General features: G+C 67.3%; 19 protein-coding genes and 1 pseudogene. 5 read left to right on the top strand and 15 right to left on the bottom strand.

Going from position 1 to position 23498, the window contains the following annotated elements:
- Positions 1-180: 180 nt before the first annotated feature.
- The 5 genes from LL962_RS10655 to LL962_RS10635 all read right to left on the bottom strand — a co-directional run bounded on the left by LL962_RS10655 (position 181) and on the right by LL962_RS10635 (position 6001).
- Complete coding sequence (locus LL962_RS10655) at positions 181-1446, bottom strand: TolC family protein (protein ID WP_228316873.1); 1266 nt, start codon at positions 1444-1446, stop codon at positions 181-183.
- Positions 1447-1502: 56 nt separating this feature from the next.
- Positions 1503-1886 (bottom strand): hypothetical protein, encoded by a 384-nt coding sequence (locus LL962_RS10650; RefSeq protein ID WP_167395360.1) that lies wholly within the window; start codon positions 1884-1886, stop codon positions 1503-1505.
- A 325-nt stretch (positions 1887-2211) separates the two neighbouring features.
- The gene (locus LL962_RS10645; protein WP_228316872.1) at positions 2212-4026 is read right to left on the bottom strand and encodes a DUF885 domain-containing protein; all 1815 of its coding nucleotides are present in this window, start codon (positions 4024-4026) and stop codon (positions 2212-2214) included.
- Positions 4027-4663: 637 nt separating this feature from the next.
- A complete protein-coding gene (gene rsmG / locus LL962_RS10640) occupies positions 4664-5302 on the bottom strand; it encodes a 16S rRNA (guanine(527)-N(7))-methyltransferase RsmG (RefSeq protein WP_228316871.1) in 639 nt (212 codons plus the stop codon).
- 102 nt (positions 5303-5404) lie between these two features.
- Complete coding sequence (locus LL962_RS10635) at positions 5405-6001, bottom strand: 4'-phosphopantetheinyl transferase family protein (RefSeq protein WP_228316870.1); 597 nt, start codon at positions 5999-6001, stop codon at positions 5405-5407.
- Positions 6002-6127: 126 nt separating this feature from the next.
- Here LL962_RS10635 and LL962_RS10630 point away from each other — a divergent pair, with 126 nt between their 5' ends.
- On the top strand, positions 6128-6379 hold the full coding sequence (locus tag LL962_RS10630; RefSeq protein WP_104542436.1) for a GlsB/YeaQ/YmgE family stress response membrane protein: 252 nt from the start codon (positions 6128-6130) through the stop codon (positions 6377-6379).
- Positions 6380-6448: 69 nt separating this feature from the next.
- On the opposite strand, the gene LL962_RS10625 is transcribed toward LL962_RS10630, so the two are convergent.
- The 9 genes and pseudogenes from LL962_RS10625 to LL962_RS10585 form a co-directional block, all read right to left on the bottom strand.
- Positions 6449-6886 (bottom strand): GFA family protein, encoded by a 438-nt coding sequence (locus LL962_RS10625; RefSeq protein WP_104588366.1) that lies wholly within the window; start codon positions 6884-6886, stop codon positions 6449-6451.
- Positions 6883-7662, bottom strand: a complete 780-nt coding sequence (xth, locus tag LL962_RS10620; protein WP_104588367.1) for an exodeoxyribonuclease III — start codon at positions 7660-7662, stop codon at positions 6883-6885. Before xth ends, LL962_RS10625 begins: the two co-directional genes overlap by 4 nt.
- 78 nt (positions 7663-7740) lie before the next feature.
- On the bottom strand, positions 7741-8301 hold the full coding sequence (locus tag LL962_RS10615; RefSeq protein WP_228316869.1) for a hypothetical protein: 561 nt from the start codon (positions 8299-8301) through the stop codon (positions 7741-7743).
- Between the two features lie 37 nt (positions 8302-8338).
- The gene (locus LL962_RS10610) at positions 8339-10438 is read right to left on the bottom strand and encodes a phospholipase (protein WP_228316868.1); all 2100 of its coding nucleotides are present in this window, start codon (positions 10436-10438) and stop codon (positions 8339-8341) included.
- A 238-nt stretch (positions 10439-10676) separates the two neighbouring features.
- On the bottom strand, positions 10677-11534 hold the full coding sequence (locus tag LL962_RS10605; RefSeq protein ID WP_228316867.1) for an ankyrin repeat domain-containing protein: 858 nt from the start codon (positions 11532-11534) through the stop codon (positions 10677-10679).
- A 176-nt stretch (positions 11535-11710) separates the two neighbouring features.
- Positions 11711-12561 (bottom strand): annotated as a pseudogene (locus LL962_RS10600) (ankyrin repeat domain-containing protein).
- Between the two features lie 372 nt (positions 12562-12933).
- Positions 12934-14658, bottom strand: a complete 1725-nt coding sequence (locus tag LL962_RS10595) for a cation acetate symporter (protein WP_104588371.1) — start codon at positions 14656-14658, stop codon at positions 12934-12936.
- On the bottom strand, positions 14655-14972 hold the full coding sequence (locus LL962_RS10590) for a DUF485 domain-containing protein (RefSeq protein WP_228316866.1): 318 nt from the start codon (positions 14970-14972) through the stop codon (positions 14655-14657). Before LL962_RS10590 ends, LL962_RS10595 begins: the two co-directional genes overlap by 4 nt.
- Before the next feature lie 72 nt (positions 14973-15044).
- Positions 15045-16436, bottom strand: coding sequence for a DcaP family trimeric outer membrane transporter (locus LL962_RS10585; protein WP_228316865.1), 1392 nt, complete (start codon positions 16434-16436; stop codon positions 15045-15047).
- Positions 16437-16731: 295 nt separating this feature from the next.
- Here LL962_RS10585 and acs point away from each other — a divergent pair, with 295 nt between their 5' ends.
- From acs to LL962_RS10565, 4 genes are all read left to right on the top strand, one after another.
- Positions 16732-18675 (top strand): acetate--CoA ligase, encoded by a 1944-nt coding sequence (gene acs, locus LL962_RS10580; RefSeq protein WP_104588373.1) that lies wholly within the window; start codon positions 16732-16734, stop codon positions 18673-18675.
- A 259-nt stretch (positions 18676-18934) separates the two neighbouring features.
- Positions 18935-19603 carry a response regulator transcription factor gene (locus LL962_RS10575; RefSeq protein ID WP_104588374.1) on the top strand — a complete coding sequence of 223 codons (669 nt, stop codon included), beginning with the start codon at positions 18935-18937 and terminating at the stop codon, positions 19601-19603.
- 842 nt (positions 19604-20445) lie between these two features.
- The gene (locus LL962_RS10570; RefSeq protein WP_228316904.1) at positions 20446-21009 is read left to right on the top strand and encodes a peroxiredoxin family protein; all 564 of its coding nucleotides are present in this window, start codon (positions 20446-20448) and stop codon (positions 21007-21009) included.
- 3 nt (positions 21010-21012) lie between these two features.
- Complete coding sequence (locus tag LL962_RS10565) at positions 21013-21216, top strand: hypothetical protein (protein ID WP_005922076.1); 204 nt, start codon at positions 21013-21015, stop codon at positions 21214-21216.
- A gap of 354 nt (positions 21217-21570) precedes the next feature.
- Here the strand turns inward: LL962_RS10565 and LL962_RS10560 are convergent, their stop codons facing one another.
- Positions 21571-23199 carry a family 43 glycosylhydrolase gene (locus tag LL962_RS10560; protein WP_228316864.1) on the bottom strand — a complete coding sequence of 543 codons (1629 nt, stop codon included), beginning with the start codon at positions 23197-23199 and terminating at the stop codon, positions 21571-21573.
- Positions 23200-23498 lie beyond the last annotated feature (299 nt).

The raw sequence follows: 23498 nt of genomic DNA, 5'->3' as shown, positions 1-23498 counted from the left end.
GGCGCAGTGCGCCGACCAGTGCAGCGAAGGGAAGCGACGAACGGCGCGCGTTGTCGGCCATGTGCCAATGGCGATGCGCAGGCGTGCGCAACGCGGTCGGCGCGTGCTTGAGCACCGCCCAGATGGGTGGCAGGCAGTCGCCCCGCGCATGCAGACCTGCGGGTATCACGGTGCGCGCGCTCATGGCCTTGCCTGCGCAGTGGCGACGAACGGTTGGCCGGTGAGCCGCTGGATCTCGATCAAGGCGGTCTGCGCCTCCACTGCGGCGGCCAGTTGCTGCTGGCGTGCATCGCTGCGCTGTGCCTGCACCTGCGCCCAGTCCAGATAGCTGGTGGCACCGGCGCGGTAGGCACGTTCGGCTGCCAGATCGGCACGCGCCAACGCCGGCAACACCTCATCGCGCATGCGCGCCACTTCGAGCTGGCCGGCGCGGTAGCGTCCATGCGCATCGGCCAGCGTGGCGTACAGCTGCAGCGCCTGCGCCTGGCGTTCGATGTCCAGCAGCGACAGTTCGGCCTGCGCAGCGCCGATCTCCGGCTGCGCGCGTGCCGCGCTACCCAACGCCAGCGACACGCTGCCGAGCAGTGCGGTTGCATCGCTGCCCTGCAGCCGGCGGACGCCCAGTTGCCAGTCCAGGTCCGGCGTGGCCTGGCTGCGGGCCAGCTGCAGCCGCGCCTCGCGCAGGCGCTGTTCGCTGGTCAGGCGCACCAGTTCCGGCGTGCTGTCGAGCAATTGCGCCAGCACCTCGAACTCCGGGATGTCCGGCAACTGCAGGGCATCGCCGCTGGTGTCGCCGGCGTCCAGGCTGCGTGCGCCCCACAGCACCGCCAGTTGCCGGCGCGCCGCGGCGACCTCCAGTTGCGCGCGGTCGCGCTCCAGTTCCGCCCGGCCCTGCAACGCCTGTGCGGTGAGCAGCACCGATTCCGGCGAGGCACCGGCCTGCAGCCGCTGACGTGCAGCGGCAACCGTACGCTGGCGCTGCGCCAGGGTTTCCAGCGCGATGGCATGGCGCTGGCGCGCGGCGGTGATGGCCAGGTAGCGCCGCGCCACGTCGGCCAGTACGTCCAATCGAGCGAGCGCGCGTTGCGGTGCCAGCGCATCGATGCGCGCCTGCGCCAGGGTGCTGCGCGCATCGAGCTTGCCGCCGCGTTCCAGCACGCTGGCCAGGGTGACGGTGAGCTCGGCCTGATCCAGCGCGCGGGTCGGTCCGCTGCCGAACACGTTTTCGATCTCCGCACCCACCCGCAACGGTGGACGCAGGGCATCGCGCTGCGCCTCGGCGGCGAGTACGGCCTGCTGGCCGTCGGCCAGGCGCAGATCGGGGTGCGTTGCGGCGACGCGCGCAATGGCGTCGTCCAGGGTCAGCACGGTTTGGGGCGGTGCGTGTTGCGCCATGGCGCACGGCACGACCGCGAAGGCGGCAACAGCCGCCAGTCGCAACCACATGTGGAAGTCTCCGCGAATCGGGATCGATGGTCAGGCCGGCAGCCGCCGGCAAGGCATCAGGCCGCGATCGGGGGACGCAACAAGGTGTCGATCAGATGCGATCGGTAGTCGCTGATCAGCGCGGCCGGTTGCACCTGCGCGCGCAGCGGCAGCTGCCCCCAGACCAGCGCGGGCAGCATCGCCGGGCTATGCCCATGGCAATACCCGCTGTGCATGAGCGCATGCAACAGGCCGGCACCATCGCGGTCACCGGCATCGCCTTCATCGGCGCCGTCATGGCCATGCGGCGCGGTGTCGTCCAGATGCGCCTGGTCGTGCGCCAGCGCATGCACATCGCCCAGCGCGCAGGCCACCGGCGCGACCAGCACGCCCAACACCAATACCGCCAGCGCCATCAGGCGCAGCAGGGGATGCAATCGACGGGCGCGGCGGAGCAGCATGGGCGCAGCGTATAGAGGCCGGGGTGGTTACGCAATTGCACGGGAGCGTTGTATTGCTTGGTGTCGTCGGTCGCTCAGGTCAGATGCCTGGTGACCGAGTGCGCGGTGCCCTCGCCGCTCGCGGGACACGCCGTGAACCCCTCCATGGGGGCTCGATGGCGGCATCCATGCCGCCAACGGTCCCGCAAGCGGCGAGGACACCGCACCAGGCAGTTGACTGGTAGTGTGTTGAGAGCAAAGGGCGCCGCGCCACAACCCTAAGAGCGGCTAACAAAACGACTGCGCAGCCGCCAGGCGGGTCGGCCCAGCGGGCATCAAGCCTGCATCATGGCGCGGCACGACGGGCCGGCTTGGTGTCTGCCGGGCGCGCCTTGCTTTCGGCGATGAAGGCGCGCACCTGCTGCTCCAGCACCGGCAGCGTCACCGAGCCCTGGCGCAGCACCACGTCGTGGAAGGCCTTGATGTCGAAACGGTCGCCCAATGCCTGCTCGGCCTCGGCGCGCAGCCTGACGATGCTGATCTCACCCAGCTTGTAGCTCAGCGCCTGGCCGGGCCAGGAGATGTAGCGGTCCACTTCGGTAGTGACTTCGTGCTCGCTGAGCGCGGTGCGGTCGCGCAGATAGGCCAGCGCCTGTTCGCGGCTCCAGCCGTCGTGATGCACGCCGGTGTCGATCACCAACCGGCAGGCGCGCCACATCTCGTAGGTGAGCCGGCCGAATTCTTCGTACGGTGTTTCATAGATGCCCATCTCCTGACCGAGCTTTTCGGTATACAGCGCCCAGCCTTCGCCGTAGGCGGAGATGTAGTTCTCGCGCCGGAAGGCCGGTTGCTCGCCCTGCTCCAGCGCCAGCGATCCCTGCAGCGAATGCCCGGGCGAGGACTCGTGCAAGGTCAGCGCCGGCAGGTTGTACAGCGGCCGCGAGGGCAGGTCGTAGGTGTTGACCCAGTAGGTGGTGGCGCCACCGCGGCCAGCGGTCCAGAACGGGGCGATGTCGTCGGGCACCGGCTTGATGGTGAAGCGCCCGCGCGGCAGCGTGCCGATGAACCTGCCCACTTGCCCGTCCACGCGCTTGGAAATCCACGCGGCGCGATCGAGCAACTCTTGCGGGGTCTTGGCATAGAACTGCGGATCGGTGCGCAGGAAGGTCAGGAACTGCGCAAACGTGCCCTTGAAACCCACCTGCTGGATGATGGCGTTCATCTGCGTCTGGATCCGCGCCACTTCGTCCAGGCCGATCTGGTGGATCTGTTCCGGCGTCAGTTCCAGCGTGGTGTATTCGCGGATCTGTTGGCGATAGAACGCCGTGCCATCGGGCAGTGCTTCGGCCGCCAGGGTGGTGCGTGCCTTGGGCATGTAGTCGTTGCGGAAGAAGCTCAGCAGCTTGCCGTAGGCCGGAAGCACGGCGGTGCGCAACGCGGCCTTGGCTTGTTCGCGCAGTTGCGCTTGCTCGGCGGCGGGGATCTGCGCCGGCAATTGCTTGAACGGTGCATAGAACGTCGACTCGGCGGGATCCTTGACCTCGGCCACGGTGGCGATGGAGACATCGCGCCCATCGAGCACCGCGCTCGGCACGCTGAAACCGCGCGCCAGACCGCTGCGCATGTTGGCGATCTGCTGGTCGAAGTAACGCGGCACATCGTTCAGACGCGCGATATAGGCGCGGTACTCGGCCGCGCTCTTCATCTGCCGCTGCGCCATGAAGCCCAGGTTGGACCAGAACGAACTATCGGAATTGAACGGCATCTCGTAGGCGCGCAGGCGCACTTCGGCGGCCAGGTTCTCTACCTGCGGGCGGTAGATGGCGAAGTTGATCTGGTTGGCCGGCGAGAGCTGCTTAGAGTCGATGCCGTCGAGCTGCTTGAGCACGCCGTCCCAGACCGCCAGACGCGCCTGCTGCGCGGCCGGGCCGACATCGGGCAGATGGGTGTTGTTACCGGTGGTGTCGGTGTCTTCATCGGCCTGGTCGGTCTCGGCCTGCCGCCATGTCCACTCTTTCTCGTAGATCGCGCGGAAGCGCGCGTCGGCAGACGCTTCGGCGCTCGGCGTGGCCGAAACCTGCGGCGTGGCAGCCTGGATGCTGGCGGCGAACGAAGTGCCCAGCAGGGCAAGCGCGAGGGCGGTGGCGAGCGGAGAATTCACGTGCGGGAGCCTGATCTGGAGCGAACGTCCGATCATGGCAGCCCAAGCGTGAGCTGCCATGGGCCGGAAGTCCCAGCGCGGGCTGGCGCACGGGTATGGCGAGTGTCGGCGCTGCCCCCATCCGCCCTGCGGGCACCTTCCCCCGCCAGCGGGGGAAGGAGTCGGTGGGCTTGTCGGGAACACTCGGGAGCAATGCTTGCCTCTCTCCGCCTGCGGGAGAGCCCCCATCCCCCTTCTCCCGCTCTCGCATCTACTCCCACCCACCCATTCCTTCCCCCGCCAGCGGGGGAAGGCGTCGGTGGGCTTGTCGGGAACGCTCGGGAGCAATGCTTGCCTCTCTCCGCCTGCGGGAGAGCCCCATCCCCCTTTTCCCGCTCTCGCATCTACTCCCACCCACCCATTCCTTCTCCCGCCTGCGGGAGAAGGTGGCGCGCAGCGCCGGATGAGGGGGCTTTGGCAGTTTCGACCCGCTTCAGAGATCGTCGGGCGCGCTGCCCCCATCCGCCCTGCGGGCACCTTCCCCCGCCAGCGGGGGAAGGAGGTGGTGGGCTTGTCGGAAGCAGTGTTTGCCCCCTCTCCCGCATGCGGGAGAGGGTTGGGGTGAGGGGCGGCGGCAGCCCAGCGGCGTGATCGGGGCTCAGGCCTTGCGCACCACTACCAGGTGCCGCTCGCCGTCCAAGCCGGGTACCTGCAGCGGATGCACGTCGCCCAGCGTCCATCCGGCGGGCAGTGCGGCGATTTCCTCGTGCGGGTACACGCCCTTCATCGCCAGCAGGCTGCCACCCGGACGCAGCAGGTGGCCGCCGACGGCGATGATGCCGTCCAGGGTATCCAGCGCGCGCGCGGTGAGATGGTCGTAGGCGGCTGGCTCGTCCAACGCCTCGGCGCGCGACTCGGCCACGCGGGCGTTGCGCAGTTCCAGATGACGCAGGGCCTCGCGCATGAAGCGCGCCTTCTTGCCGTTGCTTTCCACCAGCGTCACCTGCAGCTGTGGGCGGGTGATGGCCAGCGGGATGCCGGGCAGGCCCGGGCCTGTTCCCAGGTCGGCCAGGGTGCCGCTGGCGATGTACGGCTGCATGGCCAGCGAATCGAGCAGGTGACGGGTGACCATCTCGCGCGGATCGCGCACGGCGGTGAGGTTGTAGGTCTTGTTCCAACGCACCAGCAGCGCGAGATAGCGCAGCAACGGCGCAGCGAAGGCCGCATCCAGGGATTGGGCCTGCAGGCCGCGCTCGAGCGCGGCGGAAACATCGGGGGCGAGTGCGGCATCGTTCATGGCGCGATTATCGCAGGTGACACGAAGGCAGGGAGCCGGGACGGCCACCCCGGGCAGCGTTGCGCAGTTCCGTCAGCCGCTCCTGCCGTACGGCGCGATGCCTCACGCGGTAGCGTGCGGGTAGAACGCCAGTGCCGCGCGGCAGTCCGGCGCGGCCTGCCATTCGTGCAGTTGCCAACGCGCCGCCTCGCCGAGTGCGGGGTCGCACCAGTGCAGGCGCAGGGCGCCATCGGGCGCCAGCGCATACGCCAGCCGATGCAAGCCGAACGACACGCCATGCCCGTGCGCCTTGAGCAAGGCTTCCTTGGCGCACCACAGGCGGAAGAACAGCGCCTGCTGCGCATCGGGCGCTTGCCTGCCCAGCAGGGCAAGTTCATCGGCGTGGAAGAACCGCTGCGCGATCTCCAGCAGGCGCGGGCGCGGGCGGATGCGTTCCAGGTCCACGCCCAGCCGCACGCCCTGGCCCAGGCCCACCAGCAGATGGTCGCCACTATGGCTCCAGCCGGTGTCCCAGCCAGGAAGGGCCGGCTGCAGGGTCGGGCGGCCGCGCGCATCGCGCAGCAACGGCACCTGCGCCGGTTCCAGCGCCAGCGCCTGGCCCAGCAATTGCCGCGCCTGCGGCTCACCGCGCTCGCCATGCCGGTGCGACCGCAGCCACAACTGCACCGGACCCAGCTGCCACTGCGCCTGCGCCGTCACGCGGCGCACACCAAACCGACTGCACGGCTATTGCGTCCAGCGCACTCGACAGCTGCTTCACGGGTGGCTACGTCCAATGACGCCCACGCATCGCTTCCGGTGCGAACGAACGAGGAGAGCGGCAGCATGGGCATCATCATCTGGTTGATCGTCGGCGGCATCGTGGGTTGGCTGGCCAGCCTCATCATGCGGCGCGATGCGCAGCAGGGCATCATTCTCAACGTGGTCGTCGGCATCGTCGGCGCGATGATTGCCGGCTGGCTGTTCGGCGGTGGCATCAACCAGGCCATCACGCTGTGGACCTTCGTGTGGTCGCTGGTGGGTGCGGTGATCCTGCTCGCCATCGTCAACCTGTTCACCCGCGGCCGCGTGCGCTGAGCCGGCACCGACGCGTAGGACCAACGCAACGCCCGGCCTGCCCGGGCGTTGCCGTTTCCACCCTGCCGTTCAATCATGCACCGCTGCGCGATCTGCCGGGTGGTTGACGCCGTCTTCCACCGGTACGGCGATGCTCAGCGCATACGGGTTGACGCCCTCCAGGCAGCCGACGTTGTAGCCATATTCGTTGGGATCGGAGCGGCGCCGGTGGTGGGTATAGATGCCGCACACGCCACAGAAGTAGTGCGCTGCGGTCTGCGTGTTGAACCGATACAGACGCAGCACGTCCTCGCCTTGCCGTACATGCAGGCCATCGAGGGTGACCGAGGCGACCACCGCGCCGCGCCGGCGGCACAGCGAACAGTCGCAGCGGCGCGGATCGAGCAGGCCGTGCGGCAACTCCAGATCGATCTGCACCGCACCGCAGTGGCAACTCAACCGATGCACCGGCCCCAGCGTGATCTCGCCGATCTTGTGGGTGCTGCGGCGCAGATGCCGTTCGCTCATGCGCCGGCCTCCGCCAGTCGCACCCAGGCCGGTGCGTGATCGCTGGGGCGCTCCCAGGTCCGCGGCACGCGGTCGATGCCCGCTTCGACCGCGCGTGCGCGCAGCGCGTCCGAGACCAGGGTCAGATCGATCCGTAGCCCCAGGTTGCGCCGGAATCCGGCCTGGCGGTAATCCCACCAGCTGAAGTGGCCATCTCCCTGCTCGTGCAGGCGGAAGGCATCGTGCAAGCCCAGCGCCAGCAGCTTGCCCAGGGCGGCGCGCTCGGCGGTGGAGGTCAGGATATGGTTGTCGTTCCAGATCTCCGGCGCATGCACGTCGCGCGCATCGGGCGCGATGTTGAAGTCGCCCAGCACCACCAGTTGCGGATGCGCGCGCAGTTCCTGTTCCAGCCAGGCATGCACCGCCTCCAGCCAGCGCAGCTTGTAGGCGTACTTCTCGGTGTCCACATCCTGGCCGTTGACCACGTACAGATTGACGATACGCACCCCGTCGACGGTGGCGGCGATGACGCGCTGCTGGGCGTCCTCGAAGCCGGGGATGCCCATCTGCACGTCCAGCGCCGGCGAGCGCGACAGGATCGCCACGCCGTTGTAGGTCTTCTGCCCGCAGAACACGCTGCGATAGCCGAGCGCGGCCAGCGCCGCATCCGGAAACTTGTGGTCTTCCAGCTTGGTTTCCTGGATCCCCACCACGTCGGGCGAAAAGTCGGTGAGCCACTGTTGCAGGTGCGGCAGGCGCACGTTGAGCGAGTTGACGTTCCAGGAGGCGATTTTCATGGCGCGGGCCGTAACGCAAACCACCAATGGTACCGTGGCTGCGTCGATCGGTCCGGGGACGCGTCCGGCAGGGGTGGCTCAGGGCCGCGGCCTTACCGCCCGATACTGCTTGCGATCGCCGCTGCGCGCGCCGCGCAGGTCCACGTTGGCGCACAGCTGGTCGCCACACAGCACCACATCGCTCTGGGCCACCGCGCGCAGCACCCGCGCCTCGACCCGGTAGCGGGCCAGCTCCTGGCGCGCCTGGCCGAGCAGGTAGGCAGTGCATGCGCAGGCCAGCAACGCGGCAACGATCAGGCCGGCGCTGGCGATCCAGGCGCGCCTCAACCACTGCTGGCGCAGCGCCTGGTGCGCCACTTCCAGCGCATCCAGCGCCGCGCCCGACCGCGAGACGGTCGCCTCCAGGCGCCGCGAGGCAGGCGCCAGGCTGCTGTCGAGCGCCTGTTGCCAGGCCTGCTGCAGCCGGGGTACCGCGCCACCGACCAGGCGCTCGATCTGCTCGCCGTTGCGCATGGCGATGCCGCGCAGCTCGGCCATCTGCCGCTCAATGGCGGCCTGCTGGCGCTGATCGCGCGTCTCCAGCGTGGTGGCCATCAGCGCCAGCGCCCTGGCCAGTTCCTTCAGCGCGTCCTTGTCCATCGCCCTCTCCTGCTTCCGGTCTGGCATGCCTGTGGGTTCATCCGCCACCTCCTCCACCGCCGCCTCCACCACCACCGTCGCCCCCGCCGCCATCGCCGCCGTCGGCGGCCGCCATCATCGGCCCGCGGTGCATCAGGCTCATCACCCGCACCGGGCCGTGCGCCATCTCCAGATCGGCCGGCTGCATGTCGGTCGGCGTCCAGGCCAACTGGCTGGTCATCGCTTCCTGCTCGCGCTGCTGCAGCAGGAGCTGGCCTTCCTGCAGCAGCGCCTGCCCTTCCGGCGAATGACGGATCTTCCCGGCAGCCTTGAACACGGCGGCCTCGTCGTGGTTGCGCAGCGCCTGCAGCATCGCGTCGATATCCGGATCGCCGGTCCGCAGCGCGGAAGGCTCCTGCGAGGACTGGTGTGACGGCACGCGGTCCTGGCCGAGCGCCTGGCGCGCCTGCTGCTCCTGCGCGTCGATGCGCGCCTGCAGGCTGGGCACCACCGTCTCGGTCATCAGATGGCGTTCGAACGCCTCGTGCAGGGACCGCTGCCCATACAACGACAACATGCCCGTCTGGCCGACATTGGCCAGGTTGAGCGGGTTGCTGGGCGTGAAGCGGATCTGTGCGGCAGCGCCCGCGAACACCGCCGCCCCTTGCAGCGCGCCCGCGCTGGGCGCATGCGCGGTGAAACCGGCCAGCGCATCGCCGCTGGCGTCCAGGGTGGCGTGCAGGCGCCGGGCCACGCCATCCAGTGCCTGCTGCGGCAAGGCGGTGGCGGCCTGCAGCCGATGCGCGGCCGCGGTGGCAGCGCCGGCGCTCGCCTGCAGCAGGTCGTCGGCCTGCTGCGCGCTCTGCTCGCGGACCCGATCGGCCTGGGCCTGGGCCTGCTGGCGGTCGGTTTCGGCCTGCCGTTCCAGCACCCGGGCCCGATCGAGCAAGGCTGCCTGCAGGCTGTCGGGCATCCAGTCGGCCGCCGTACGCAGCGCATCGGCGCCGGCCTGCTGCGCCTGCGCCCGCGTCTGCAATGCCAGGCGCTGCGCGCTGGCATCCACTTCGCCGGCCACCGCGCGGCCACCGGCCAGCGCGCGGCCCAGCGCGCCCCCCGAGGTTTCCAGCGCCGCACCAGCGACTGCACCGCTACCGGCAACGGTGGCGCCACCCAGGCGCAGGCTGCGCGCCGCTCCCTCGCCCGCCGCGTCCAGCACCGCATCGCCGGCCCGCCCGACCGCTGCGCCGTACTCGCCGGCGCCATGCCCCAGTCGCGCGCCAGCCGCACCGGCGCGCAGCACGCTCAGCGCCGGGCCGGCCAGCTGCAGGCTTTCCTGCAGCGACAGGGCCTGCGCGCGATCCACCGGCGCCCCGTCCGCACCCGGCATCTTGGCCGCCAGCACCGGCTCCACGCGCCCGGCCGCCAGCGGCAGCTCGCGCAGCAGGCGGGCGGTGTCGCCCTGCGCCAGCCGGTCCACGAAGGCGTGCACCGCCGGCTGCGCATTGGCCGGCATGTCCTGGGTCAATGCCCGGTCCAGCAGGGCCTGCCCCTCGGGCAAGGTGCGCAGCAGGGTCGCGGTATCGCCCATCACCGCCGCCAGCTGCCGCCGCCGCGCCGCATCCAGGGTATGCAGGTTGTTCTGGACACCGTCGTTGAGCATCTCCCCCTGCACCTGGTAGGCGACGACGGTGTGGTGGGTGTCGTAGAGCTGCACACCGGGCGTGGAGCTGGCAAAGCGCGGTGCAGTCGCCGGATGCAGACCGGCGGCGTTGAAGGTGGTCGCCGGCGCGCCGCTCACCGCCGAGGCGGCGGACGCCATGCCGCCACCGAGGGAATGCCCGGCCAGTTCGAAATCGACGTTCTGTAGCTTGAGCTGGGATGCCAGGCGCATGGCGCGGTCGTAATAGTCGGTCTGCATACCCACGGATTGCGGGAAGTTGTTGGCCAGGAAGTCTTCGGACGTGGTGTCACGTAAGCCATTTGCCGTGACCACCTCACCGGCAGATCCCTTGTAGACCACGGTGGGTTTGTAGCCGGGGCCGAGGACTGCGGGGTCTGGGAGGTAGATTTCGGCGCGGAAGCTGGAGTTGTTGGGCTTCAGATAATCTTCCAGCCGATCCCTGCCCAATGCACGTAGCTCCGGCACGCGGCTTTGCAACAGATCGAGATCCTCACTTCCACGCATCCAACCAACTGGCGCACGTCCACTTCCTTTTGCGGAGTCGTAAACGTCATCAGCCAAAGAGGCCATCTCGTGTGCATGGTAGAGACGCTGCAGCTCTGCTGCTTGCAATGCTGCTTCAGCGGCACCACTTGCACGCATATCGCGCAACAGTTGCTCGCGTTGTTTGTGCTGATCGGGCATTTGCATGCGATTTGTCCTTGCGCACCGAGAATCAAAGCAGCGGGATCTCTCTTTCTTCCGACGGAAAACCAAACGCCTTGCGCATGCGCCTGTAGTGATCCGGCATCGGAGGACGCTCGTATCCATGCGCAAGTAACCACTGCTGGCATCGACGTTGCCATTGTGGATCGCTGGGATTACCAGGGTGCCAATAAATTGAGGTTATTGTGCGTGAGTCTAGCTTGTGAGCGGCCACTTGTCCGTCATATTCAACTCGCGGATCGGCGCCGTGTTCGAGCAGCCAGAAAATGGGCTCGAACCCACCTGTCCCCGCATAGTTCTCCAAGAGAGTCCCACCCATTCCTGCCAACGCATTGACGTCAGCACCGCGCTCGACCAACAACTGAATGTTGCGCCACTTGTTCTGTTTGATCAGCGCGTGAAACAACAAGGTTTCGCCGTTGGAGTTGTAGGTGTTCGGATCGCCACCATGCTCCAGCAGCAGTTTGAGATAGATTGGATCGTCCTGCGCGGCTGCCCAGACCATCGCCCGATCGTTGTATCGTCCTTTGAAGCGCGTAGTGTGCTGCGCGGGATGCAGCTGCCCTGCATTCGGATCTGCCCCGTTCTCCAGCATCGCCTTCAGGCCGGCCGGGTTATGGGTGAAGATCGGCCAGAACAGCAACGGGTGGCCTTCCTTGGAGAAGATGCGGTCCGGATTCACGCCCTCGTCCTTCATCAGGCGGCGGATCGTGTCCGCATCGCCCTGCTCGGCCGCCAGCGCCAGTGCCTGCGCCCTGGGGTCGGTGAAGTGGCGCTCCAGCGCATAGCGCGATTGCGCTGCCGGCGAGCAGCCGGCGATCGCCAGCAGCCACAGGCAGCAGATCCACAGGGCAAGACGTGATGGCATCGAGCGCGCTCCGTTGCGTTCGCTATACGTGTGAGGGATGGTAAGCCAGCTGTGCAGGCTCGAGTGCGGTGCAGTGCATACCTGAGATGCAGTACGCAGATCGCCGACAACGAAACATGCCCGTCGAACTACGTGGATGTGCATTCACTGGAAGACTCCTGTTCTTGCGTGAGGCGTCAAAGCAGCGGGATGTCTTGCTCTTCCGACGGAAAGCCGAAAGCCTTGCGCATGCGCCTGTAGTGATCCGGCATCGGGGGGCGCTCGTATCCATGCGCAAGCAACCACTGTTGGCATCGGCGTTGCCATTGCGGATCACTGGGATTACCTGGATGCCAGTATATTGATGTAATCGTTCGTGAATCCAACTTATGCGTATCCACTTGTCCATCATATTCAACTCGTGGATCGGCGCCGTGTTCCAGCAACCAGAAGATTGGCTCAAAGCCCCCTGTACCAGCATAGTTTTCGAGCAGCGTCCCCCCCATTCCTGCTAATGCGTTGACATTGGCGCCGCGCTCGACCAGCAGCTGAATGTTGTGCCACTTGTTCTGTTTGATCAGTGCATGGAATAGCAGGCTCTCGTTGTTGGCGTTGCGTGTATTCGGATCGCCACCGTGATCCAGAAGCAGCTTGAGATAGATCTGATCGTCCTACTCGGCTGCCCAGACCATCGCGTTGCTGACGTTGGTCTGGCTTCTTCCAGATTCAGGAGGATAGGGTTGGGCCGCATTCGGATCTGCCCCATTCTCCAGCATCGCCTTCAGGCCGGCCGGGTTATGGGTGAAGATCGGCCAGAACAGCAGCGGGTGGCCTTCCTTGGAGAAGATGCGATCCGGATTCACGCCCTCGTCCTTCATCAGGCGGCGGATCGTGTCCGCATCGCCCTGCTCGGCCGCCAGTGCCAGTGCCTGCGCCTTGGGGTCGGTGAAGTGGCGCTCCAGCGCATAGCGCGATTGCGCTGCCGGCGAGCAGCCGGCGATCGCCGCAGCCACAGGCAGCAGATCCACAGGGCAAGACGTGATGGCATCGAGCGCGCTCCGTTGCGCCGTAATCCAGGAGGTGGACACTGCAAGCCGAACCCCGTGCGGCACGGGCGTGCGGCCGTTGGTGCCAGGCGGCGCCTGCGCGATGCAAGCGATACTGACATGACCAGCATAGCGCAGGCCCCACCCGCAAGAAAGACAGCGCAGCTCTGCCCGCGTGGGCAAGGCGGCGGCCCCTGTCCGGCGCCGGCCTCCGCACCAGGGGGCTGACCAGGCCGCCGGGCGATGCAAGGTTCGAGTTGCACTTGCCGCAACCCATGGACATCACCGACGGTCGCCCGATGGGTGCGCAGCCCGCCACAACGCAAAACGCCGGCACAGGGCCGGCGCTTTGCGTACGTGATGAGCGCGTTGGCTCAGTGACCGGATGCGCCGCTGGCGCCCAGGCCGGTTTCGGCGCGGATCTGCTGGGCCTTGAATGCGATGCGTTCGTTGGCCGCCTGCGGGCTGCGATCCAGGATCGAGAACAGCCAGATGCCGACAAAACCGATCGTCACCGAGAACAGCGCCGGCGAGGTGTACGGGAACGGCGCCGAACCGGCCGCATTGCCCAGTGTGTCCACCCAGACCGACGGCGACAGCACCGTGAGCACCAGCGAGGAGATCAGGCCCAGGAAGCCGCCGATCACCGCGCCGCGGGTGGTGCAGTCCTTCCACAGCAACGACAGGATCAGCACCGGGAAGTTGGCCGAGGCCGCGATGGCGAACGCCAGCGACACCATGAAGGCCACGTTCTGCTTCTCGAACACGATGCCGAGCAGCACGGCGACCGCACCCAGGATCAAGGTGGTGATGCGCGACACCCTCAGCTCCGAGCCCGGCGCCGGGTTGCCTTTCTTGATCACGGTGGCGTACAGGTCGTGCGACACCGCCGAGGCACCGGACAGGGTCAGGCCCGCGACCACCGCCAGGATGGTGGCGAAGGCCACCGCCGAGATGAAGCCCATGAACACGTTGCCGCCCACCGCATTGCCGACCAGCACCGCCGCCATGTTGGCCGCACCCTTGCCGCCGTGGATGGTGCCGGTGGCGACATCGGCGAACTGCGGGTTGGTCAGCACCAGCGCGATCGCACCGAAGCCGATGATGAAGATCAGGATGTAGAAGTAACCGATCCAGGTGGTGGCCCACAGCACCGACTTGCGCGCCTGCTTGGCATCGGGAACGGTGAAGAAGCGCATCAGGATGTGCGGCAGGCCGGCAGTACCGAACATCAGCGCCATGCCGAAGGAGATCGCCGAGATCGGGTCCTTGACGAAACCGCCCGGCCCCATGATCGACAGGCCGGCCTTGGCCGCGTCCTCCGGCGAAGCGCCGCCGTTGGCCGCCACCGCGGTCTTCACCCGCACGCCCTCGGCGAACAGCGCCTCGAAGCTGAAGTTGAAATGCCACATGATGGCCACGGCCATGAAGGTCACGCCGGTCAGCAGCAACACCGCCTTGATGATCTGCACCCAGGTGGTGGCGGTCATGCCGCCGAACAGCACATAGACCATCATCAGGATGCCGACCAGGGTCACCGCCACCCAGTAGTCCAGACCGAACAGCAGCTTGATCAGCGCACCGGCGCCGACCATCTGCGCGATCAGGTAGAACAGCACCACCACCAGCGTGCCGGAAGCGGCGAAGCTGCGGATGGCGGTCGGCGCGAAGCGGTAGCCGGCCACGTCGGCAAAGGTGTACTTGCCCAGGTTGCGCAGCCGCTCGGCCATCAGGAAGGTCAGGATGGGCCAGCCGACCAGAAAGCCGATCGCATAGATCAGGCCGTCGTAGCCGTTGGCCATCACCGCTGCGGTGATGCCCAGGAACGAGGCCGCCGACATGTAGTCACCGGCAATGGCCAGGCCGTTCTGGAACCCGGTGATGCCGCCGCCGGCAGTGTAGAAGTCCGACGCCGAGCGGGTCTTCTTGGCCGCCCACTTGGTGATCCACAGGGTGCCCAGCACGAAGAAACCGAACATGGCGATCGCCACCCAGTTGGTGGGCTGCTTGTCGGCCTGGCCGATATCGCCGGCCGCCAGCGCCATGCCTGCCGGCAGCAGGCCGGCCAGGATCAGCAGAAGACGCGAGTATTTGCTCATTTGCGGGCGTCCTCCAGGATCTGCGCGGTCAGCTGGTCGTAGGTGTTGTTGGCGCGGCGCACGTAGACGGCAGTGATGGCGATGGTGAACACCATCACCCCGATCGCGATCGGAATGCCGATCGTGGTCACGCCATCGCCGATCGGCTTGGCCAGGAAGGCCTTGTCGAAGGCGATCAACCCGATGTAGCCGTAATAGGCCAGCAACATCAGCACGGTGAGGGTCCAGCCCAGCGTGTTGCGCTGGCGCTTGAGTGCGTGGTACTTCGGATTGGCATCGATCTTGGCGATCAAGGCGTCATTCGAGACGGTCATGTCGGTCTCCAGTGCTGCAAGGGCGGTACCGCCCCCACCACCGCAGTGGCAGGGGCACCCGATGGGTGAAACTCAGAAGCTGTACTTGGTGGTGAACTGCAGGCGCGAGATGTCGCCGCTATCGCCGTTCTCGGCGTCGCGACGGCCGAACATCAGCTCCGCGCCCACGTCCACCTTGGGCAGCGGCGAATAGAACACGTTGGCACGCACGCTCTGCTGCGACTTGCTCGCAAGCCCGCCGGTGTTGGCCAGGCTGTGGTCGTAGTCCACGCGCGAATACATGATGGTGCTGCGCAGCTTGGGGCTGTAGTCGTGGCGCCAGGCCAGCCAGCCGGCCCAGGTTCCGACGGCGTGGATGTTGCCGTCCACGTCCAGCTCCACGTCCGAGCCGTTGCCCAGGCCGAGGTAGCGGCCCAGGCCTTCGCCGTAGGCCAGCTGGTAGCGCAGGTCGTTGCTGGAATTGATGATCCAGCGCCCACCACCGGCAATGGCGCCGCCGAACGCGGTGTCGTTGCTCAGCGCGCTGCGGGTGCGGTATTGCCGTGCGATCGCCGACAGGCCGAAGGTGCCCCAGGTGCCCTTCCAGTTGTAGCGCGCGGTCAGGTCCGGCATCGCGCCGTGGTCGGCGGCCAGGATGGTGTTGCCGCCCTGGTAGGGGGTGGTGAGGGTTTCCGGATTCTCGGCCGAGACGCTGAAGGCGCCGCGTGTGTAGCGGATCTGGTTCTGACGGCTGAACAACGCGCCGTCGGTCGGCCCGACGATATCGGCCGCCTCCGGCAGGATGGTGGCATCGATGAAGTTGGACCAGGTCTGGCCGGCCAGCCAGTTGTTCCAGCTCATGTACGCATGCCGTAAGGTGCCGCCGTACAGGTTGTTGACTTGGTTGGCCAGCGCGTTGCCGAAGAAATCCAGTTCGATGAAGCCGGTGAGCTTGTCGCCGTTCTCGGTGACCGTGTCCACGCCCAGATTGAAGCGCGAGAACTTGGCGTGGAAGTCGGTGTCGGTGCTCGACGCCTGCCCCCCGACAGGCGTCTGGGTCGGAATGTACAGGTAACGTCCCACCGCGCCTTCGGGCAATGCGCCATCGCTGGTGCGGGTGGTCATGAAGTCGGCCTTGATGAAACCACCGTAACGGAACGTTGTCCCCGCCGCTGCGTTCGGTGTGATGCTGGTGACCTGGATCGGCCGCTTGCCGGCCGGGATCGCAGGTGCGGGCGCCGCTGCCGGCGTCTGCGCCTGCAAGGTGCGCACTTCGGTGACCTGGCTCTGCGTCTGGGCGATCTGGCCCTGCTGTTGTTGCTGCGCGGTGACCAGCAGCTGGACCTGACGCTCCAGCTCGGCGATGCGCGCTTCCAGTGCCTTTTCCTTTGCCGTCTGCGCGAACGCGACCCCCGGCAGGAAACTGGCAACCAGCAATGCGGTAGCCAGCGGATGACGCACCAGCGGTGCAGTACGGTGTTTCATGGAACCCTCTCCCCGGTGAAGGCCTCGCGCTTGATGGCGATGCTGTGCGGAGCGTGAGGCAGTCCGCGGTTTGCAGCCTATTCGCCTTTGGTCGTAGCTGCAACGCAGCATTCCAGCCGCTGCGCGATGCCTGCTCCAGCGCCCGCAATGGGTGTGCGCTGGCGCACTTGCCGGGTTACGACCATGGTCTAAGGCGACGTTGACCGCCGGGACAGAATGGATACGGCACACTGATTGCCTACCGAGGGCAGCGGCTTGGCCCTCTCCCGACACGCTTATCGCAAGTGAGGTTGCCATGGCTGATGTGTACCCCGTCGATCCCGCGTTCGCTGCCGATGCGCGCGTCACGCGCGAGCAGTACGCCGCGCTGTACCGCGAATCGATCGAGCACCCGGAACAGTTCTGGGGCAAGGCCGCGCAGCGGCTGGACTGGTTCAAGCAACCCACCCAGGTCAAGGACGTCAGCTACGCGCTGGACGACTTCCGCATCCGCTGGTTCGGCGATGGCGAGCTCAACGCCAGCGTCAACTGCCTGGACCGCCAACTGGCCACGCGCGGCGACAAGACCGCGCTGCTGTTCGAACCGGACAGCCCGGATGCGGCCTCCTACCCGGTGACCTATCGCGAGCTGTACGAGCGCGTGTGCAAGCTCGGCAACGCACTGCGCAACCTGGGCGTCAAGAAGGGCGACCGGGTCACCATCTATCTGCCGATGATCGTCGACGCGGCCGTGGCCATGCTGGCCTGCGCGCGTATCGGCGCGGTGCATTCGGTGGTGTTCGGCGGCTTTGCCGCCAACTCCATCGCCGACCGCGTGATCGACTGCCAGAGCAAGCTGATCATCACCGCCGACGAAGGCCTGCGTGGTGGCAAGAAGATTCCGCTCAAGGCCAATGTCGACGCGGCGCTGAAGATTCCCGGCACGAACACCGTCGAAACCGTGCTGGTGGTACGCCACACCGGTGGCGCGGTGGAGATGCAGGCCCCGCGCGACCGCTGGTTCCACGACGTGGTCGACGGCCAGCCGGCCGAGTGCGAACCCGAGCGCATGAACGCCGAAGACCCGTTGTTCATCCTGTACACCTCCGGCTCCACCGGCAAGCCCAAGGGCGTGCTGCACACCACCGCCGGCTACCTGCTGTTCGCCAGCTATACCCATGAGGTGGTGTTCGACCTGCGCGAGGACGACATCTACTGGTGCACCGCCGACGTGGGCTGGGTCACCGGCCACAGCTACATCGTCTATGGCCCGCTCGCCAATGGCGCCACCGCGCTGATGTTCGAAGGCGTGCCCAACTACCCCAGCGTGTCGCGCTTCTGGGAGGTGATCGACAAGCACCAGGTCACCCTGTTCTACACCGCGCCAACCGCCATCCGCGCGCTGATGCGCGACGGCGAGGCGCCGGTCAAGAAGACCTCGCGCAAGAGCCTGCGCCTGCTCGGCAGCGTGGGCGAACCGATCAACCCGGAGGCCTGGCGCTGGTACTACGAGGTGGTCGGCGACAGCCGCTGCCCGATCGTGGATACCTGGTGGCAGACCGAAACCGGCGGCATCCTGATCTCGCCGCTGGCCGGCGCGGTGGACCTCAAGCCGGGCTCGGCGACGCTGCCGTTCTTCGGCGTGCAGCCGGCGCTGGTGGATGCCGAAGGCAAGATTCTGGAAGGCGCCACCGAAGGCAATCTGGTGCTGCTGGACTCGTGGCCGGGCCAGATGCGCAGCGTCTATGGCGACCACCAGCGCTTCATCGACACCTACTTCCGCACCTATCCGGGCAGCTACTTCACCGGCGACGGCTGCCGCCGCGATGCCGATGGCTATTACTGGATCACCGGCCGCGTGGACGACGTGATCAACGTCTCCGGCCACCGCATCGGCACCGCCGAGGTGGAAAGCGCGCTGGTCTCGCACCCCAAGGTGGCCGAAGCGGCGGTGGTGGGCTTCCCGCATGACGTCAAGGGCCAGGGCATCTATGCCTACGTGACCCTGATCGCCGGCGAGAATCCCAGCGACGAGCTGCACAAGGAACTGGTGGGCTGGGTGCGCAAGGAGATCGGCCCGATCGCCTCGCCCGATCATCTGCAGTGGGCCCCAGGCCTGCCCAAGACCCGCTCGGGCAAGATCATGCGCCGCATCCTGCGCAAGATCGCCGAGAACGCGCCGGACCAGCTGGGCGACACCTCCACGCTGGCCGATCCGTCGGTGGTGGATTCGCTGGTCAACGAGCGGCTGGCGCGCTGAGAGGCGGGGATTCGGGATTGGGGATTCGCTAAGGAGCGGGGATTGGTGATTTGGGATTGGGAATTCGCAGAAGCGGGTTCCCATTGCCCAATCATCTCTCTCCCTGTCCATGCAGTGTTGAGTGCGATGCAGAGAGAGACGGTCTCTTGCATCGGCAATCGCGATGCGCTCTTCGAAATCCCTGCTCTTGCGAATCCCAACATCCGAATCCCGAATCCCGCGCTTTTACCAATCCCAAATCCCCACTCCCGGCCCCACCATGACCACCCTGCTGATTGCCGACGACCACCCCCTGTTCCGCGAAGCCTTGCGCGGGGCGGTGCAGCGCGTGATGCCGGGGGTGGAGCTGTTCGAGGCGGACAACGTGGATGCCTTGTACACGCTGGCCGATGCGCAGCCGGATGCAGACCTGTTGCTGATGGATCTCAACATGCCGGGTGCGCAGGGCTTCAGTGCGCTGGTGCATATGCGCTCGCTGCACCCGCAGCTGCCGGTGGTGGTGGTGTCGGCGCGCGAGGAGCCCACGGTGATGCGTCGGGCGATCGACCACGGCGCATTCGGCTTCATTCCCAAGTCCGCCGACTCGGACACCATCGGCCGCGCCCTGGCCACGGTGCTCGATGGCGAGCGCTGGATTCCGGCCGAAGCGCAGAAACTGCCGCCCACCGATAGCGAGGAACGCGAGGTCGGCCAGCGCCTGCGGGACCTCACGCCACAGCAGTTCCGCGTGCTGCAGATGCTGGGCGCCGGCCGCCTGAACAAGCAGATCGCCTACGACCTGGGCGTGTCAGAAGCCACCATCAAGGCGCATGTCACCGCGATCCTGCGCAAGCTCGGCGTGACCAACCGCACCCAGGCGGTCCTGATGGCCGGCAAGCTCGCCATCGACGCCGACGGCATCGTCCTGCCGCCGCCTGACGAAGAGTAAGCTGCGCCGCTGCGTTTGCCCCACTAGTTCCCTTCCCCGCCCGCGGGGGAAGGTGCCCGAAGGGCGGATGGGGGCAGCAGTCTCGCAACATTCCCGCAGGCAAGACTCGCACAGCACCAGCGCCCCTCATCCGGCGCTGCGCGCCACCTTCTCCCGCGTGCGGGAGAAGGTGATGGTTACCAGCACTGCTGCAGCACCAGGCCAACGCTTCCCTTCCCCCGCCTGCGGGGGAAGGTGCCCGAAGGGCGGAGGGAGGGCAGCCGTCTCGCGACAGTCCCGTAGGCGAGAATCGCACAGCACCAACGCCCCTCATCCGGCGCTGCGCGCCACCTTCTCCCGCCTGCGGGAGAAGGTGATGGTTACCAGCACTGCTGCAGCGCCAGGCCAACACCTCCCTTCCCCCGCCCGCGGGGGAAGGTGCCCGAAGGGCGAATGGGGGCAGCAGTCTCGCGACATTCCCGCAGGCGAGACTCGCACGGCACCAATGCCCCTCATCCGGCGCTGCGCGCCACCTTCTCCCGCCTGCGGGAGAAGGTGATGGTTACCAGCACTGCTGCAGCGCCGGGCCAACGCTTCCCTTCTCCCGCCCGCGGGGGAAGGTGCCCGAAGGGCGGATGGGGGCGCCGGCTGCTCAAGCCCAGCCCCGCCTGCGCAAACGCGCTGGAGCCTGCAACGATTCGCTGGCAGGCCCAAGCGCACAGGCGTGATCGCATCCACAGCCGCGCACCGTGCGGTATCGCAGTTGTCGATATCACCATTGACCATTTACTGATGGCTGGGCAAGGCTCGGCCATCACCGGTGCTTTGGAGCTGGCATGGCGCGACGTTTCCCCTGGCTCTGGATGGGCCTGCTGGTGGCCTGCGCATTGATCGCGGTACTGGCCTGGCAGAACCGGCAACTGCGCATGCAGCAGCAATGGCTGCAGACGCGCATCAGCACACCCTACGAGGGCATGTACGTACCGCGAATAGAGGTTGCCGATGCCCAGGGCCAGCGGCATCTGCTGGGCGCGCCGCAAGGACGGGCGCAGGTGCTGTTCTTCTTCACCACCACCTGCCCGTACTGCCAGCGTTCGGCGCCGACCGTGCTGCGCGCGGCGCGGCAACTGCAGGCCAACCTGCCGGGGCGACCGCAGTTGCTGGGCGTCTGCCATTGCGATCCAGCGCAGGCCGCGCGCTACGCGCATAAGCACGGTTTCGACTTTCCGGTGGTCACGTTGACCGATCGTCGCGCGCTGATGCTGTTCCGCGCGCGCAACGTGCCGCTGCTGTTGGCCATCGATGGGGAGGGACGTGTGCGCCATTCCCATCTTGGCGTCTTCGATACCACGGAGCGGGTGCAGGACCTGGTCGCCGCCTTGGGCCGCACGGATGCGCCAGCGGCTTTTGCAACCTTGAGGGAGTAATGCATGAAAAAGCGTTGGGTAAGCTTGCGCAGTGCGTTGATGGCAGCGACGTTCCTGGCCAGCACCGGCTTTGGTGCGTTCCAGGTGATGGCGGTCGATAACGCCCAGCCGAAGGTCGAATCGTGTAGCGCGTGGGCATGCAAGGCCGAGTGTCCGGAATTCGGCGGCGACCTGGGCCAGGGCAACGTCTGCTATTGCTGCGGCTGAGCAGCTGGCACAGCGGCTGCGCTCACCGCCGGGGCGGGCGCGGCCGGTGCTTTGAATCTGCAGCACCACACGGACGCTCGGGTTTCGAGCGCGTCGTCCATTTCTCGCTGACCCTGGCTCGCCGGGGTCGGTGGGCCGCTGCAGGTCCAGCGGCGGGGCCATCCGCGCCCCGCCGGCTTCCGTGGCGACCCGGCGCGCGTGGGATTGCACACGTCGTTCGGGTCAATGTGTCTCGGACACTGCAGTGGCCGCCTTGCCGGGCTCCGGCAGCGAATGCCTACGCGGCCCTGTCATCCATCGCACCCGCTACAGCGCGCGCGCGGCACACACTCGGACCGTGCAGACAGGCCGCCCTCAGCCCAGCGCGCGATAGCGGAAATCGCGCAGCACCACCTCGCCCTGCTGCGCGGCATACAGGCCCAGCTGCAGGCTCAGGAAGCCGCCGAACACGTTGTGGTGGAATCCGGAGACCTCCATGCGGGTGGGATGCCGCGTCCACTGCCGCCCCTCGTCGACCGAGTACTCGAAACCCACCACATGGCGATCGTTGGTCAGGCGCACGCGCACGCGACAATGCGTGTTGGGCGCGCGCGCCCACACCAGTTCCTGGGAGTACTCGTAGGTCTTCATGGCCTCGGCGGTAAAGCCGATGCCGACGAAGGCCTTGTGGTTGTAGAACAGCAGGATGCCGCCTTCGGCATCGCCGACCAGCTCCAGCGACACCTCGGCCACATAGGCACGGTCGGGCACGCCGCAGGTCAGCGGCGCGCTGTCGATCGGCGAGCTGCCGGCGCAGGCGAGCGTGAGCGCCTTGTTCGCACGTCGCACGCGTGCCTGCTCGCCAGGCTTGGGCGCGTGCAGGCTCCACTGCGTCCCAAAGCGATCGCTGGAGAAGTCGTCGGACAAGGCGAAGCCGGTGGCGGCCGGCGTTTTGCCGACAGGGGCGCGTGCCGGCGTGCGCAGCGGCTTGGACAGGTCGCCACCGGTGGCGCGGAACCAGCCATCGGCGGTCCACTCGACCGGTTCCAGCAGGGTCTGGCGCCCCAGCGTGCGGAAGCCGTTTTCGTAGCCGTGATAGACCAGCCACCAGTCGCCGCGCGGGCCCTGCACCAGCGTGGCATGCCCACGCGACCACCACGGCTCCTGCTCGGACTGCGTGCGCACCAGCGGATTGCGCGGGCAGTGCTCCCACGGCCCGTGCACCGAGCGCGAACGCGCGGCGATCACCATGTGCCCGGTGACCGGCCCGGCGGTCCCGCCGACGGCGGTGACCAGATACAGCCAACCCTCGTGCCAAGTGAGCTTGGGGCCTTCGGGGGCGAAGTTCTCCACCACCCAGTCCTCGGGATAGCGCCACGGCGCGTAGGCCGGTTCCAGCTGCCCGTCGGTGGCCAGACCGTCGTCGCGCAGGCGGATCTTGCGAATGCCGTTGACGAACAGGTAGCGCTTGCCGTCCTCGCCCACCACGTGGCCGGGGTCGATGCAGCCGGCGATCTGCAGATCGATCGGGTCGCTCCACGGCCCGCGGATATCGTCGGCCCAGATCACGAAGATCGACCAGCCCTTGTCGTCCGGATTGGCGGGGATGTAGATGTAGTAGCGATCGTCGTGCTTGCACAGGTCCAGCGCCCAGATCGTGCCCAGCTCCTTGCGCAGGGCCGGCCCGATCGGCGTCCAGTTGACCAGGTCGGTGGAATGCCACAGCACGATGCCCGGATACGAGAAGAACGACGAGAACGTCATGTAGTAGTCGTCACCATCCTTGAGGATGGTGGGATCCGGGTGATCGCCGGCCACGATGGGATTCAGATAGGTGCCGTTGCCCAGATCGGCCTTGCGCTGGCCCTCGGGGCCGCGTGCCCACTGCGGGGTGCGGGTGCATTGCATGGCTGGCGCGGGTGCCTGCGCCGCCGCAGTGAGCGGTGCGACCAACGCACCTGCGGCCAACACCTTGAACAAATCGCGCCGGGTCGTGTCTGGCATGCAAGCGCTTCGCTGGGAAAGGGCTGGCTATCTAGCCCCAGCGGCGGGCACGAGGCAACCGCGCGCGCCGCGTTATAGGAACTGGTGATGCGGGGCGTGGATTTCGACATAGCAGCGGGCGGCGGAGTGCGGCGTCCGGGCGATCGAGAACAAGCGAACTGGACAAACGATGGCGGCGCCGGGCGGTGCGACCGTTCTCGGTGCAGGCCGATGACGGCACGCGCCGACTGCGCGCATCCCGGGTCCGGCGCGCCTCATCGCGGCATGTCTGCGCCACATCGACTGGCGCCGGTGTCGGG

Source organism: Xanthomonas sp. NCPPB 1067 (genome assembly GCF_020783795.1).
In the GTDB taxonomy this organism is placed as follows: Bacteria; Pseudomonadota; Gammaproteobacteria; order Xanthomonadales; family Xanthomonadaceae; genus Xanthomonas; species Xanthomonas melonis.
This window is presented reverse-complemented; position numbering and strand designations above follow the sequence as displayed.